This is a genomic window from Thiobaca trueperi (assembly GCF_004342175.1).
GTDB lineage: Bacteria > Pseudomonadota > Gammaproteobacteria > Chromatiales > Chromatiaceae > Thiobaca > Thiobaca trueperi.
The window spans coordinates 223,881-238,948 of sequence record NZ_SMAO01000001.1 but is presented as its reverse complement, the minus strand read 5'-3'; the positions used below and the strand labels follow the sequence as shown (position 1 = coordinate 238,948).

Annotated in this window: 13 protein-coding genes; 10 read left to right on the top strand and 3 right to left on the bottom strand. The window is 61.6% G+C overall.

Annotated features, from left to right (window positions below):
• Positions 1–209 precede the first annotated feature (209 nt).
• The 7 genes from EDC35_RS01035 to EDC35_RS01005 all read left to right on the top strand — a co-directional run bounded on the left by EDC35_RS01035 (position 210) and on the right by EDC35_RS01005 (position 9,236).
• Positions 210–3,650 carry a YhdP family phospholipid transporter gene (locus tag EDC35_RS01035; protein ID WP_132974985.1) on the top strand — a complete coding sequence of 1,147 codons (3,441 nt, stop codon included), beginning with the start codon at positions 210–212 and terminating at the stop codon, positions 3,648–3,650.
• A gap of 69 nt (positions 3,651–3,719) precedes the next feature.
• Positions 3,720–4,541: a carbon-nitrogen hydrolase family protein gene (locus EDC35_RS01030; RefSeq protein ID WP_132974984.1), complete on the top strand. Its 822-nt coding sequence runs from the start codon at positions 3,720–3,722 to the stop codon at positions 4,539–4,541.
• Positions 4,542–4,580: 39 nt separating this feature from the next.
• On the top strand, positions 4,581–4,964 hold the full coding sequence (locus EDC35_RS01025; protein ID WP_132974983.1) for a DUF6394 family protein: 384 nt from the start codon (positions 4,581–4,583) through the stop codon (positions 4,962–4,964).
• Between the two features lie 192 nt (positions 4,965–5,156).
• Complete coding sequence (locus tag EDC35_RS01020) at positions 5,157–6,863, top strand: potassium channel family protein (protein WP_132974982.1); 1,707 nt, start codon at positions 5,157–5,159, stop codon at positions 6,861–6,863.
• A 65-nt stretch (positions 6,864–6,928) separates the two neighbouring features.
• A complete protein-coding gene (locus EDC35_RS01015; protein WP_132974981.1) occupies positions 6,929–7,483 on the top strand; it encodes a hemerythrin domain-containing protein in 555 nt (184 codons plus the stop codon).
• Positions 7,484–7,487: 4 nt separating this feature from the next.
• Positions 7,488–8,588 carry a ferrochelatase gene (gene hemH, locus EDC35_RS01010; protein ID WP_132974980.1) on the top strand — a complete coding sequence of 367 codons (1,101 nt, stop codon included), beginning with the start codon at positions 7,488–7,490 and terminating at the stop codon, positions 8,586–8,588.
• Between the two features lie 210 nt (positions 8,589–8,798).
• Positions 8,799–9,236 carry a gamma-butyrobetaine hydroxylase family protein gene (locus EDC35_RS01005; RefSeq protein WP_132974979.1) on the top strand — a complete coding sequence of 146 codons (438 nt, stop codon included), beginning with the start codon at positions 8,799–8,801 and terminating at the stop codon, positions 9,234–9,236.
• A gap of 213 nt (positions 9,237–9,449) precedes the next feature.
• Here the strand turns inward: EDC35_RS01005 and dsrE2 are convergent, their stop codons facing one another.
• The 3 genes from dsrE2 to EDC35_RS00990 form a co-directional block, all read right to left on the bottom strand.
• Positions 9,450–9,929 (bottom strand): sulfur carrier protein DsrE2, encoded by a 480-nt coding sequence (dsrE2, locus tag EDC35_RS01000; protein ID WP_132974978.1) that lies wholly within the window; start codon positions 9,927–9,929, stop codon positions 9,450–9,452.
• A gap of 82 nt (positions 9,930–10,011) precedes the next feature.
• Positions 10,012–10,242, bottom strand: a complete 231-nt coding sequence (locus EDC35_RS00995; protein ID WP_132974977.1) for a sulfurtransferase TusA family protein — start codon at positions 10,240–10,242, stop codon at positions 10,012–10,014.
• A 181-nt stretch (positions 10,243–10,423) separates the two neighbouring features.
• Positions 10,424–10,747 carry a rhodanese-like domain-containing protein gene (locus EDC35_RS00990; RefSeq protein WP_132974976.1) on the bottom strand — a complete coding sequence of 108 codons (324 nt, stop codon included), beginning with the start codon at positions 10,745–10,747 and terminating at the stop codon, positions 10,424–10,426.
• A gap of 88 nt (positions 10,748–10,835) precedes the next feature.
• Here EDC35_RS00990 and cysG point away from each other — a divergent pair, with 88 nt between their 5' ends.
• The 3 genes from cysG (at position 10,836) to EDC35_RS00975 (ending at position 15,041) form a co-directional block, all read left to right on the top strand.
• Positions 10,836–12,263, top strand: a complete 1,428-nt coding sequence (cysG, locus tag EDC35_RS00985; protein ID WP_207896038.1) for a siroheme synthase CysG — start codon at positions 10,836–10,838, stop codon at positions 12,261–12,263.
• Between the two features lie 101 nt (positions 12,264–12,364).
• Positions 12,365–14,047, top strand: a complete 1,683-nt coding sequence (locus EDC35_RS00980; RefSeq protein WP_132974975.1) for a diguanylate cyclase — start codon at positions 12,365–12,367, stop codon at positions 14,045–14,047.
• 46 nt (positions 14,048–14,093) lie between these two features.
• Complete coding sequence (locus tag EDC35_RS00975; RefSeq protein WP_132974974.1) at positions 14,094–15,041, top strand: hypothetical protein; 948 nt, start codon at positions 14,094–14,096, stop codon at positions 15,039–15,041.
• Positions 15,042–15,068: the final 27 nt, after the last annotated feature.

Sequence of the window (15,068 nt, the reverse complement as noted above, 5' to 3'; positions counted from 1 at the left end):
GCTGGCGCGGTTTAAAGTATTAAAAAATATAAAATTTTAAACTGCGTCTCTACTGATGTCGTTGACTTCCCCAGAGCTAAACACAAATTGAAAATTACGCATATCGCACTGGACGCGGTTTAGCCTGAATTCGCACTGGGGGTCGCTGGCGGTTCTGTGCCGGATCATCCAGAATCCAGGCATTGCGATAAACACCATGCCAGAACTCCATGACCGTACTCCGACGCCTTGCGGCGTTTCTTTCGATTTCCGGTCTGGCGCTGCTGGTCGCCCTGGCCCTGCTGGTGTCGGCGATGCGGCTGGCGCCGCCCCTTGCCGACGACTATCGAGACACGCTGGCCGACACCCTGAGCCAGCGTCTGGGATACCGGGTATCGATCGGAACCCTGAACCTGGGCCTTTCCGGCTGGACACCGCGTCTCACCCTGGGACAGGTCACGCTGTCCGACCCGAAAACAGAGGCCGCGTCACTCGGCCTCAAGGCGATCAGGCTGGATCTGGATGCACTGAGTTCGCTGCGTACCGCCTCCCCTCAAATCAGCGCGCTGACCCTGGAGGGCGCGCATCTGGAGGTGCGGCGTCTGCGCGACGGACGGCTGCGTCTCGTCGGGCTCGACGGGCTTCAGGGTGCACATCCGCAAACCCTGGAGCGGTTTCTGGAACAGGGACGGGTCAACCTGATCGAGACCGACATCCTCTTTGTCGATGAGGGTCTGGGTTCCGAGCTGGCGCATGTCACCGGGATCCGTCTGGCCCTGCACAATGAGGGCGCGCGCCATCGGTTGGAACTGTCCGCCCGTCTGCTTCCGCTCGGGGCTGACAGCGACATGCCGGCCCCGGACAACCAACTGTATCTGAGTGCGGATCTGGAAGGGCCGGCGTCTGATCCTGGCGCATGGCATGGCCGGGTCGATGTCCGGCTCGACGGGACGGATCCCGGCGGGCTCCTGCCGCTGGATCGGTTGGGTCTGCGCGCCCTGGACAGCGGTTCCTTTCGGCTGGAAAGCTGGAATCACATCCGCGCCGGTCGGCTGGAAACATCGCTGCTGCGCTTCGCTCTGGCCGGATTGACCCTGGCCCCGGCGCCATCTGCCGGCAGGCAGACCGCTCCCGCCACCATCGGGATGGGGCCGCTGCATGGTCTGGCGCGGCTGCGTCCGCTGGAAGCGGGCTGGCAGATACAGATCGCGGATCTCCAAACCGACATCAGGGATAGCGACGAATCGGCCCTGAATCTTGATCTGCTGATCACTGAAGCGGGTCGGCGGATGTCGATGCGCTTCGACGCCGAACGTCTGTCACTGGATCTCAATCCGCTGTTCAGCGAGCGGCTGCTCTTGGAGCGCATCGGCGGTCGTCTCGGCTGGGGCCGGGAGACTGGCGGGGGCTGGCGTCTGGCCGCCGAGGACATCGAACTGGAGACTGCCGATGTCGCCGGCCAGACCCGCTTCACCCTGACTCAGGCCGCCGATGGAGCGAGTCCGGTGCTGGATCTGCGCGCCCGCTTTCACCATGAGGATCTCGTCCATCTGCGGCCTTATCTCCCGGCGGGGATCATGCACCCCGATCTGGTCGAGTGGCTGACCCGTTCCATCAAGGCAGGACGGGTGCCGCAGGCCGAGGTGGTGTTTCGCGGGCCGCTCGAACACCATCCCTTTCGGCGTCACGAAGGCCGCTTTGAGCTCTTTCTGCCCTTCGAGGACATGCTGCTCGACTATCGTTCGGGCTGGCCGCCGATCATCGCCGCCGCCGGGCATCTCCGATTTCTCAATCAGGGTCTGACGATCCGGGTCGAACGCGGACGGATCTATGACAGCGCCTTTTCCGCTGGCAAGGTCGATATCCCCGAACTTCGTGGGTTACGGCGGATGCGGATTCACGGCGAGGCCGAGGGGCCATTTGCCGACGGGCTGCGCACCCTGGCCGATACGCCACTGGCCGAGAAACTGGGGCGGCTCGCCACAACGCTGACGGTTGAAGGCACCTCGCGGCTGGTGCTCGATATCGATCTGCCGCTGGCCCAGGGTGAACCGCCGCTGCAACTGGCCGGCCAGCTCTCCTGGCCGGCTCAGGCGAGCCTGGGCATCCAGGGCACGCCCCTGCTGCTGACCGGGCTCAAGGGCCATCTGGACCTGACCGATCACAGCCTCAGCGCCCAATCCATTGCGGCGCAGCTCTGGGGGCATCCGCTGCAACTCGACCTGACCACCGAGGGCGCGGGCGATTCCGCACGTTCGCTGACCCGGATCGAGGCGCACACCAAAACGCCCGTGATCGAACTGGCGCGACGCTTGCCGTCGCCGCTCTGGTCGAACCTGAGCGGCGATCTCAACTGGAATCTGGCGGTCAGGCTGCATCATCGCGATCTTGATCGCGAGGCACCCGCGCTGGATTACCGTCTGTCTTCCACCCTGCGCGGTCTGTCCATCGATCTGCCCTCGCCGCTGGGCAAAGCGACCGGCGTTGCGCGCAACCTGGATCTGGCGGGGACGCTGAGGCCGGGACAGACGCTGGACAGTCGCGGTCGGCTCGGCGATCTGGCGCTGAATCTGAAGCTGGGACTCGGCGGCACGACACCTCATTTCAGCGGACGCCTGCGGCTCGGTGACGACTCGGTGCCCGCACCGGAGCGTCCGGGTCTGTTCCTGGATGGCACGTTGACTGAACTGGATCTGCCGGTCTGGCTGACCTGGGCCACCACTGCGCGTGCCGAATCGTCATCGCTGGTCGCGACCGGATCCAGCCCCGCGCCCGACTGGCTGGCCGGCGCGCAACTCCGTGTCGAGCGTCTGCGCTGGGGTCAGACCCGGCTCGGCGCGCTCGATCTGGATCTGGATCAGGATGCGGCAGGCATGCATCTGTCCAATCTGACCTTGAGCGGAACCGGACTGCTCTCCGCGAGCGGGGAGGGCGACTGGATCCGCGCCCCGGATGGCGGGCGCAGCCGTCTCAACCTGACCCTGGGGTCCGCCGATCTGGGTGCGCTGGCGCGGGCGCTGGATGAGCAGAGCGTCCTGGAGGCGGGGCAGAGCGTGGCGACAGTGCGTCTGAACTGGCCGGGCGGACTGGGCGACTTTGCATGGCCGGACGCAGATGGGGTCATCGATCTCAAGGTGAATGGTGGACGGCTGCCGGAAGTGGAGCCGGGGATCGGGCGCGTGCTGGGTTTTCTCAATCTCTCGGCACTGAACCGGCGTCTGATGCTGGATTTTTCGGATCTCTACGGACAGGGTTTCGCCTTCGAGCAGATCGCCGGACGGATCGCCGTTGGCGCGGGTCAGGCGCAGTTCGAGGATTTCGTCATTGCGGGACCGGCGGGCAAGCTCATCGTCGGCGGTTCGAGCGATCTGGCGACCCGCGATCTCGATCAAACCGTGACCGTCGAACCCAAGCTCGGTTCGAGCGTCGCCCTGGCGAGCGCAGTGGTCGGCGGGCCGCTGCTGGGTGCGGCGGTCTATCTGGTTGATCGGGTGGCGGGCAACCCCATTGATCAGCTTGGACGCTATCGTTATCGCGTGACCGGTCCCTGGAGCGAACCCGAGATCCGCCGTCTCGGCTGGGAACCCTGGATGAACGGCGCGGCGGCCATCGAGTCGATTCCCCGCGCCATGTCAAGCGGCGGCAGGAGTCTGTTTCTGGATCCGGAATGATGGCCGGTTTCGGGATGCCGGGTCTGGTGGTATCTTTCCAACAGACTGGAGGACGAAGCGGTGAGAGAGATGAAAACAAAACCAAAGATCGGGGCGGTCCAGATGTCGACCGGAACCAATGTCAGCGCCAACCTCTTCGAGGCGGAGCGTCTGATCAAAGAGGCGGTGGAACAGGGGGCCGGTCTGGTGGTGCTGCCCGAAAACTTCGCCTTCATGGGCCAGCACGATCAGGATCAGGTGGCGCGGCGCGAAGCGGATGGCGAAGGTCCGTTGCAGGCGTTTCTGGCGCGGGTCGCGAAGCAGCAGGGGATCTGGCTGGTGGGCGGAACCATCCCCATGGTTGCCACGGATCCCAACAAAGTCCGCGCGGCCTGTCTGGTCTATAACGACGAGGGCGAGCGGGTCGCGCGTTACGACAAGATTCATCTGTTTGACGTGATGGTGCCGGGGGCGGACGAGCGTTATCACGAATCCGCCACCATTGAAGGCGGTGAGCGGCGGCTGGTGCTGGACAGTCCGTTCGGGCGTCTCGGCATTGCCGTCTGTTACGATCTGCGCTTTCCCGAGCTCTTTCGCCAGATGCTTGACGACGGCATGGAACTGCTCGCCATTCCCTCCGCCTTCACCGCCATCACCGGCAAGGCGCACTGGGAAATTCTGGTGCGTGCCCGCGCCATCGAAAACCTGATCTATGTCATTGCTGCCGCGCAGGGTGGTTTTCACATCAACGGTCGCGAAACCCACGGACACAGCCTCATCGTCGATCCCTGGGGAAGCATCCTGGCCCAGGCCACCCGTGCCACCGGCTCCATCTGCTGCGAGATCGACCGCGATTTCCAGGACTCGGTGCGACGCAGCTTTCCCGCCATCGAACATCGCCGTTTAAGGTGATCGCCGCGTCTGCTCGAACTACCTCAGGAACTGCGAGCCATGAATCCAGAGAAGGTCGTCTTCGGTTTTTTCATCGTTCTTGCCCTGACCCTGAACTTCGGTTTTTTCGTCGGGGAGATCGACAATCCTGATCATCATCATGCCTGGGAGCTGTTCGCGGTGGTGGTGGTCAACCTGATCACGACCATCCTCAAATTCGGTGATCGCACGCAGATGGGGGCGGTGCTGCTGGCGACCAGTCTGGTGGCCATGCTGCAACTGCTGGCCGCGGTTCTGGTCTGGACGCTCGCAGTGCATGTCAGTCAGGCGGGCATGACCCCTTCGATCATGGCCAGCATCGTCTCGCTGTCCGGCGGCGCCATGATCGCCAACGTCGTTTCAGTCGTGCTGCTGGTGATCGAGACCGTGATGCTGCGTCGTTAAACCGCGCCCAGTGCGGGTATGCGATGTTTTTGGGCTGGATCGACCCTGGCGCATCGACGACCATGAGCGGGCGCGGTTCAAGAGATTAAAAAATATAAAATTTAAACCGCGTCCAGCCAGCGTCAGCAGACAACCGCCGAGTGCGAATCACCCTCAAACCAGCCATGTCACAACAGGACGCGGTTTAAATTTGTGGATACGATCTTTTTTCTGATCCTGCGGCGCATGCGCACGCCGCTGCTGACGCTCATCATCGCCTACGCAGTGGCGATGGCGGGACTGGCGCTCATCCCGGCCCAGGACGCCACGGGTCAGCCGACGACCATGAGTCTTTTTCATGCCTTCTATTTCGTCAGCTATATGTCCACGACCATCGGTTTCGGCGAACTCCCGAACGCCTTTACCGATGCACAGCGGCTGTGGGTCTCGGTGTCGGTTTTTTTCACGGTCGCGGTCTGGATCTACGCCATCGGTCGGCTGATCGCGCTCCTGCAGGACAACACCTTTCAACGCGCCATTGAGGAGCGGCGTTTCCGCAACCGGGTGGCCCGGCTGCGCCAGCCCTTCTATCTGATCTGCGGCTGCGGTCAGACCGGCAGCGCCCTGGTGCGCGGTCTGACCGACCGTCATCGGCATGCCGTGGTCATCGATATCGATCCCGACCGGATCAACCTGCTGCAACTCGACAATCAGCGCGAATATGTGCCCGCGTTATGCGCGGATGCCCGCAAGCCATCGATCCTCGATGCAGCCGGTCTGAAGCATCCCTTGTGCGAGGGCGTGGTGGCGCTGACCAATGTCAACGAAACCAACCTCAAGATCGCCATCGCGGCCAAGCTGCTGCATCCCACCATCCAGGTCATCTGTCGCTCGGATTCGCACGAGATCGAGGCCAACATGGCCTCCTTCGGTACCGATCATATTTATGACCCCTTCGATGCCTTCGCGGTCTACATGGCGCTGGCGATCCAGTCGCCCTGCCTGACACTCCTGCTCGACTGGCTGTCCGCCGCCGACGATGAGCCGCTGTCCGAACCCTGCTATCCGCCGACCAATGGCCGCTGGGTGATCTGCGGTTATGGCCGCTTCGGCAAGGCGATGTACCAGCATCTCAAGCAGCAGGGACTGACCCTGTCGATCATCGAGGCGCTGCCGCACAAAACCGGGATTCCGGTGGAAGGGATCGTGCAGGGGCGGGGCACCGAGGCGGTGACGCTGGAGCAGGCCGAGATTCAGCGTGCCGTGGGTCTGGTGGCCGGCACCGATGAGGATGCCGACAATCTGTCCATCGTCATGACCGCCCTGCAACTCAATCCCGACCTGTTCGTGATCGCCCGCGAAAATCATCTCGACAACCAGGAGCTGTTCGACCGGGTGGGTGCGCAGTCCATCATGCATCCCAGCACCATCATTGCGAACCGGATCCGGGTCAGGCTGGTCAACCCGCTGCTGGCCGATTTTTCCAACCTCGCACGCGCGCAGCCGGAGGATTGGGCCTGCGAACTGGTGAGCCGGGTCGCCGGGCTGGTCGATGAGCGTGTGCCGCATGTCTGGGAGATCACCATTGACGAGACACAGGCGTTCGCGCTCTGCCATGCCAAGGCGCGCGGTTTCACGATCACGCTCGACATGCTGCTGCGCGATCCGCGTGATCGCGAGAGACGTTTGCAGGCGATTCCACTGTTGCTGGTGAGGGATGACTCGCTGCAATTGCTGCCGACGCTTGATCAGCGCGTGCGTCGGGGCGACCGGCTGCTGCTCTGCGGACGCATCGAGACCCGATCAGACATGGATTGGGTCTTGCAGAATCTCCATGCGCTGCGCTATGTCGCCACCGGCGAAAGCCATCGCGAAGGGGCGGTCTGGCGGTGGATCGCCGCTTGGCAACGCACGCGATAATGTCATACTGAGGCATCGGCGCCTGAGGCGCCATGCGCTTTCAGCCACCAGAGAGGAACAGGCCCATGCACTCGGCCATCATGACCCGACTCGCCCAGGACCACGCCCGGCTCACCAAGCTGCTCAATCTGTTCGATGAATTGCTCAATCGTTTTCATGACGGCGCCGAGCCGGATTACGATCTGATGCACGAAATGCTCGAATACATGGACAGTTATGCCGATATGGTGCATCACCCGACGGAGGACCTGATCTTTCGGCGTCTGCTCGACCAGGGCGCCGGACAGCGCGATGTCTTCGAGGTGCTGATGCGCCAGCATGCGGCCCTGACCCAGATCAGCAAGCGGTTCCGCCAGTCGCTCGACGGCATCATGCATGAGGAGGTGCTGCTGCGCGAAGACGTGGAAGCCGACGGTCGCGAACTGGTGTCCACCATGCGCGCCCATCTGGCGATGGAAGACGCCGAGGCCTTTCCCATCGCCCTGAAATATCTCACCGCAGAGGATTGGCAAGCGGTCGAGGCGGCGGCCCCGGTGGTGGAGGATCCGGTCTTTGCCGCCCCCGATCCGGTGCGGTTCCGGGCGCTCTATCGCTATCTCTCCGAGCAGGCGCACAATTAAACCGATGAGCTTTGTCAACACGCTCGATTTTCGCCATGACTCCCCGGAGTGTCTCGGGGTGCTCCTGGTTAATCTGGGCACGCCGGATACCCCCGGCGTGCCCGATGTGCGCCGCTATCTGGCCGAATTCCTCTGGGATCCGCGCGTGGTGGAGATGGCGCGGCTGCCCTGGTGGCTGCTCCTGCATGGCATGATCCTGCGCACCCGTCCGGCGCGCTCGGCGCATGCCTATCAATCCATCTGGACTGAAGACGGCTCGCCACTGCTCGCCATTGCGCGTCGGCAGGCCACGGCGCTGCAAGGTCTGCTGGAGGCGCGTCTGCCGGGACCGGTCAGGGTGGCGCTGGCGATGCGTTACGGCAATCCATCGGTGCCGGCGGCGCTGGCTGAATTGAAAGCGGCGAACGCACGCCGGGTGCTGGTGTTCCCGCTCTATCCGCAGTATTCCGCCTCCACCACGGCCTCCGCCTTCGATGCCGTCACCCGTGAACTCACCCGCTGGCGCTGGCTGCCGGAACTGCGCTTCATCAATCAGTATCACGATGAGCCGGGTTATATCGACGCTCTTGCCGCGAGCATCCGCGAGCATTGGGCGCGGCATGGCGAGCCGGAGCGTCTGCTGTTCTCCTTCCACGGCATCCCCCGTGACTATTTCGAGCAGGGCGATCCCTATCACTGTCAGTGCCAGAAGACGGCGCGACTGGTCGCCGAGCGGCTGGGGCTGGCGCGCGAACGCTGGTTTCTCTCCTTCCAGTCACGCCTGGGCAGACAGGAATGGCTCAGGCCCTACACGGATGAAACCCTGAAGGAGTGGGGCGCCGCAGGCGTGAAGTCGGTCCAGGTGCTCTCGCCGGGATTCTCGGCGGACTGTCTGGAGACGCTGGAAGAGGTTGCAATCGAGAACAGCCATCTCTTTCAGGAGGCCGGCGGCGGTTCTTACAGCTACATCCCCTGCCTCAACGACCGCCCGGATCACATGACCATGCTTGCCGATCTCGTCGTGCGTCACAGTGGCGGCTGGCCGGAGGTCAGTGGCCCGGCGGTCGATGCCGCCGGGCTGGCCGAGCGCGCCAGTCGTGCGCGGACGATGGGGGCGAAGGATTAAAGATCACGCTGCCTGACTGCATCCGCAGGCACGGCAAGAGCCGCCGTGCCTGCGGATGGCAAGCGTCAGTCACTGAATGCACTGTCTCTGGCTGGGGGCTGGCGCTTGGCCGAATGGATTCCATCATCGCCGGGAGAAGGCGCTGGCATGTTGCCGCCGCCGCCCTCATCTGCGCTGATGGGTTTCAACCAGCGATCTTAACTCAGCCCCATGCCACAGCATTCATTCCCCACCGAAATCAATCTGCACCAGCAATCCCGCGTGCTCGACATCGTTTTTGACGACGGCGCGCGCTTCCGCCTGCCCTGCGAGTATCTGCGGGTCTATTCGCCCTCGGCAGAGGTCCGTGGTCACTCGCCAGCGACGGCGAAACTTCAGGTCGGCAAGGAGCAGGTCAACATTCGGGATCTCCGTCCGGTCGGACGTTATGCGATCAAGATCGTCTTCGACGACGGACACCAATCCGGTCTCTATGACTGGTCTTATCTCTACAAGCTCGGTCGCGCCTGGCAACCGCTCTGGTACGACTATCTGAAACAGCTCAAGGAGGCGGGGCATGTCCGGCAGGGAGCGGACCCATTCGACGAACTCAAGGCGCGCGGCGAGGCGCCGTCCGAGTTGCCCGTCGGCACGGTATCTGCGAGCTGAACGACTGATGGATTTCGCGGACTCAGCGTCTGGTTTCTGGATGATCGCGCCCTGACTCGTGCATGTGAGGTGATGGCGCGCGACGCCAAGATTTTCAGCGGATCATCGCACAGGCATGTGTCCATCGGGGCTTTCCGCCCGCGTTGCGTCGTCGATACCGTCACAACGCAGGCGAACTCCGATGGGCACTAATCCGGCAAGGTGCAGTTTGGGTTAAATATAGAGACAGATGTCGCTGTCGCCGGCAAACTCGAAGAAGGACGCCGCACCGGCATATTCCACGCCGTCGATGAAGTCGGACGGATTCATGTCGAAGAGATCCACCGTCATCTGACAGGCGACCAGCCTGACCTCGGCCTCCTGACAGAGATCCCGCAGCGTCTCGATGCTGGCGACGCCTTTGTCCTTCATTTTCTTCTTCATCATCGCGGTCATCATGCCCTGCATGCCGGGCAGCGTCATGCCCAGCACCGGGAACCATTTGTCCATCCCCATCGGCATCGGCATGCCGGGGTTGCCAAGCGGTGTGACCTCAAGGGCCAGCTTCTTCTTGAGCAGCTGGAGACCATAGAAGGTGAAGAAAATCTGGGTCTCGTAGCCAAGCGCCGAGGCCGTCGAGGCAAGGATGAAAGGGGGATAGGCCCAGTCGAGCGAACCCTTGGTGGCGATGATCGCCAGTTTTTTTTGCGCCATCTGATCCTCCTCGCGGGGTGTTCGGCTCGCGAGTTATGTGGGTGTCATTCAGGGAGGACCGGCGGAGCCGCCTGTCCCGCGATCAGGATTTCCTGATCATGAAATGGAATTTGCCGCCATCTTCTCTGGATTCGATCAGCTCATTGCCGGTCTGTTTGGCAAAGGCATCGAAGTCACGCACCGAACCGGGATCGGTGGCGATCACATGGAGCAATTGACCGCCCGCCATGGCGTTCAGGGTCTTCTTGGCGCGCAGGATCGGCAGCGGGCAGTTCAGTCCGCTGGCGTCGAGTTCTTGGTCAAAATCGGCCATGGCATACCTCCAGTCTGTGGCTATTTTAGAATATCAGTAGAAACAAAGGCTCAGGTTTATAGGTGAAACCCCTCAAAAAGGCAAGTCGGGCAGAAGATGCGCCTTGATGCGGGCAAGGCGTCATCAAATACCCGCGATCATCGCCAATCGCTCGCAGACCGGCCCGCATTCCACAACCCCTTCAACCTGCCGAGGCGACGATCGGGTAGCCATGCCGTGCCCAGGCGATCATGCCGCCACGCAGATTCAAGACACGGTGGTAGCCCTGTTGCATCATATAGGCGCACGCTTGATGGGAACGGGCGCCGCTGCGGCAGTAGAGCACCAGATCCCGATCCCGGGGCAGTTCGTTCAGACGCAGCGGAATCAGATGCATGGGCATCGGCAAGGTATCGGGAATCATGCCCTGCGCGCTTTCGGCGGGCGTGCGAATGTCCACCACCAGCATCTCCTCCCCATTCGTGAGACGCTGGTGCAGTGACGCGGAATCGATGTCATTGACCATGTTTCGTTCCAGCCATAAATTCATAATTTAAGTATATTAATGGTTATTGAAATTCAACTCAACGATCTGTCGGGTCATCATCGCTGATATGTCCATCGAACTCCTTCCGATCTTTCTCGACATGCAGGGCAAGCCCTGTCTCATCGTCGGCGGCGGCGTCACCGCCGCCCGCAAGGCCGGCAGCCTGCTGCGCGCCGGGGCGGCGATCACGCTCATTGCACCCGGCCTCTGCGAAACCCTCGTCCATCAGGCCGAGGCGGGCCGCTTCCGCTATCTTGCGCGGTCTTTCGATGCGGGCGACATCCCAGGCAACCGGCTGATCGTCGCCGCAACCGACGATCCGGCGGTCAACCGTCAGATCGCCCGTCTGGCTGGCGCGGCGGACATTCCGGTCAACGTGGTCGATGACCCCGACGCCTGCACCTTTCTCCTGCCGTCCATCATCGACCGCTCGCCGGTCACCATCGCCGTCTCCAGCGGCAAAGCCTCGCCGGTGCTGGCGCGACTGCTGCGCACCCGGCTCGAAGCCCTGATTCCCGCCGGCTACGGGCGACTCGCCGAACTGGCCGGACGCTATCGCGCGCGCGTCAAAACCCGCTTCACCGAACAGCCCGACCGCCGCCGTTTCTGGGATCGCGTGTTGCAGGGCGCGGTTGCCGAGCGCATCTTTGCCGGCCAGTTCGCCGAGGCCGAGGCCATCATAGAACAGGAGCTGGCGCCCGCTGCGCAGGTGCGGGAGATGGGGGAGGTCTATCTGGTCGGCGCCGGGCCGGGCGATCCTGATCTGCTGACCTTCCGCGCCCTGCGACTCATGCAGCAGGCGGATGTCGTGGTCTATGACCGGCTGGTTGCCGATCCGATCCTCAATCTGACGCGCCGCGACGCCCGCCGCATTTATGTGGGCAAAGAGCGCAATCATCACGCCATGCGTCAGGAAGATATCAACCGCCTGCTGGCCGATCTGGCGCGTGACGGGCGTCGGGTGCTGCGACTCAAGGGGGGAGATCCCTTCATCTTCGGTCGTGGCGGCGAGGAGATCGACACCCTGGCCGCCGAGGGCATCCCTTTTCAGGTCATTCCCGGCATCACCGCCGCGTCCGGCTGCGCCGCCTATGCCGGTATCCCCCTGACCCATCGCGATTACGCGCAGTCAGTCACCTTCGTCACCGGACATCTCAAAGACGGCACCATCGATCTCAACTGGCCGGCGCTCGCCCAGCCACATCAAACGGTCGTCTTTTATATGGGATTGGCGGGGCTGCCGGTCATCGTCGAACGCCTGATGGCGCATGGCGTGGCGCCCGAGATGCCGATCGCCCTGATTCAACAGGGCACGACCCCCCTGCAACGGGTCTACAGCGGCACGCTGTCGAGCATTCTGGAGATCGTGGCGACCGATCCGCCGCAACCGCCGACCCTGGTCATCGTGGGCGAGGTGGTGCGGCTGCGCGACAAACTGAACTGGTTCAGTCCGCCCGACGCAGCGGTGCAGGGTGCGGCGACGCCAATTGCATAGACCCTTATTCAAGTGTCAATCAAGACATCGAAACTCTTTGGCTACCAGACCGCACTCGGCGCTAAACTTCGCGCCTTGTGCGGTCAACCGAATTCAGCCTGATGTCGCAGCCCGAGTCCAATCAGTGGAAAGACAAATATTTTGCCAGTCTCGAAGAGATCGAGGGCAAGGAAAAGGCGTGGCAAGAAGTTGAATCCATCCTGCGTCAGGCGCTTTCGCGGCTCACTCTGGCGGCGGATACGTCCGACAAGCGTCTGACCGAGCAGATGGAATCGCTGCGCACCGCCATCCGCAAGAACGCCACCGTGAGTCAGATCGGCAAGCAGATGGAGGAGATCTCCAGCTCCATCCTGCGTCTCGACCAGCAGCGTGATCACACCGATATCATCAAGCAACAACTGTCGCGAATCGAAGAAAATATCAATAAAATCAAAGTTCCGGACGGGCTGAGGCGGGAGACGCGGGCGTTGCAGAAGCAGTTGCGCCAAGCGCTTGATGCACACGACCTCAAACCGGCGCTGGATGCCTATGCGGACTACGTGACCCAGGTTATCGCCTGGCTGGACGCGCCGCAGCCGGAGAGCAGGGACGGACTCCTCGGTCGTCTTTTTGGACGCAAACAGACTGATGACGCCAACGGTGATCTGAGTGAGACCGCGTCAGCCGATGCGTCGGCATTGACGGTGCAGACCCTGCCTGCCGCTGATGCCGAAACACTGCCCGCCTTCAACCAGGTGCTGTTCGATCTGATTCATCGTCTGGATCTGCCGGCGGAATTGTCCGCAAACTTCGACCGGATCGCCGCCCGGCTGTGTGATCCGCCTTCGACGACGCTGGCCAGACAGATCGTGGAAGACATCGCCGAACTCATGGCCAGGGCGCGGCAGCACGTCGAGCGGGAGAAAAAGGACATCGAGTCCTTTCTGTCGCAACTCACCGGGCGTCTTCAGGAACTCGACCAATCGCTCAAGGAGACGGTCAGCACCCATGGCGAAACCACCAGTCAGGGCGACGCCATTGACGCCAGTCTCTCCGCCGAGGTTGCCGGGATCCGCAAATCGGTGAGCGAGGCCGAAAATATCGATCAGATCAAACACTCGATTCAGTCGCACCTCAGCAATATTCAGATGCACATGGATGCGCGCAAGCAACTGGAACAGAGCCGGATCAAACGAACCGAACTGGAGATCCAGCGTCTGAAAGATTCGCTCAGCCAGGTGCAGGAGGAAAGTTCCGCCCTGCGCACGCGACTGATCCAGGAGCGTGACCGCGCCCTGCATGACACCTTGACCGGACTCCACAATCGTCTCGCCTACGAGGAGCGGATTGCACTGGAATACGAACGCTGGGCGCGCTATGGACACCCACTGGTGCTGAGTATCTGGGATGTCGATCATTTCAAGCGCATCAATGATTCATACGGTCATAATGCCGGCGATAACGTGCTCAAGATTCTCGGCAAGCTGCTCAGCAAGCAGACGCGCAAAAGCGATTTCGTCGCCCGTTTCGGCGGTGAGGAATTCATGCTGCTGCTTCCCGAGACCGGCATTCAGGCCGCGTTCGAGGTGACCGAAAAACTCCGCCAACTGATCGCGACCGCACAATTCATGTATCGCGGTCAGCAGGTGCCGGTCACCATGTCCTGCGGTCTGGCCGAATGCCTCACTGGCGACACTACCGAGAGTCTTTATCGCCGGGCGGATGCGGCCTTGTATGCCGCCAAACAGGGAGGACGCAATTGCTGCAAAATTGCCGATCCGCCCACAGGCAGGACAACGCCCTGACGGATGGCGAATTCCATCGACGGCGAACGATTGCGGGGTTCTATCGATGCTGAATCAACGTGTCATCGAAGCCGAGTCACTGAGAGGATTCTTTCAGGATCAATGGGATCATCTTCAGCAGCTCATTGATCGCCGACAGCAGAAAAGGATGCGCGAACGGCAGGAAACGGGGTTGTTGAATCATGCCGTCGAGATACTGGTCACTGGAACCGATGGACGCTTGCGGGCGATCAGTCATTATCAGGAGCAACTGCGTCAGAGCACCAGAGCGTTGTTACGCTACATCGAAGACATGGTCGCGGAGCTGCCGCCGCCTCTTCTGCTGACCAGACAGACACTCGTCATGGACCCGACGGTGCACTCACTCTTTCAGGATGAACGCCTCATCGAGAAGCTCTTTCACGAGCAGCGGATCCTGGAGAATTTTCTTGAGCATCAAATCGAAATCTGCAACGAGGTCCATGCGCTGATCCATTTGTTCAAAACGGAAAAGCAGGTTCTCGGCACTGCCATGTGGGGCGAGATGCTGGTCAGTGGCGTGCCACAGATTGTCGTCTGTTTTGTCGGTCATGAAATCATCGACATCAAGACCAATGAGACAGACCTGCGCTCGGCGCTGAAAACAATTCTGTTCGACAGTGTCGTGATCCATCTCCGTCTGGAAACCACCCGCATTCGTCATGAACGAACGGATGAAAAATCCCGCCAGGATGCGCTCGATCCGGAACAAAATATTGACAATCCGAAGGTTTATTTAAGTGTGCTGCAACAGTTAATGGCGTCGCCAAAGCAATTGCTGAGTCTGAATCGCGAACAGCTCACCATTGATAAGATGGGTATCAAGATCTCCAGTGTCCGCGAGAATTCGATGACTTCAACCGACACCATTGATCTCCAGGAGCTGTCCGTTGGCAACAGACGATCACGAATCCTGTGCATGGTTCGCTACCCGCTCGACAGGCGATCCGCTCCTCAGCAAACCGGCGCTGAGTAGATCCGGACATTTACCCGACGAGGATCT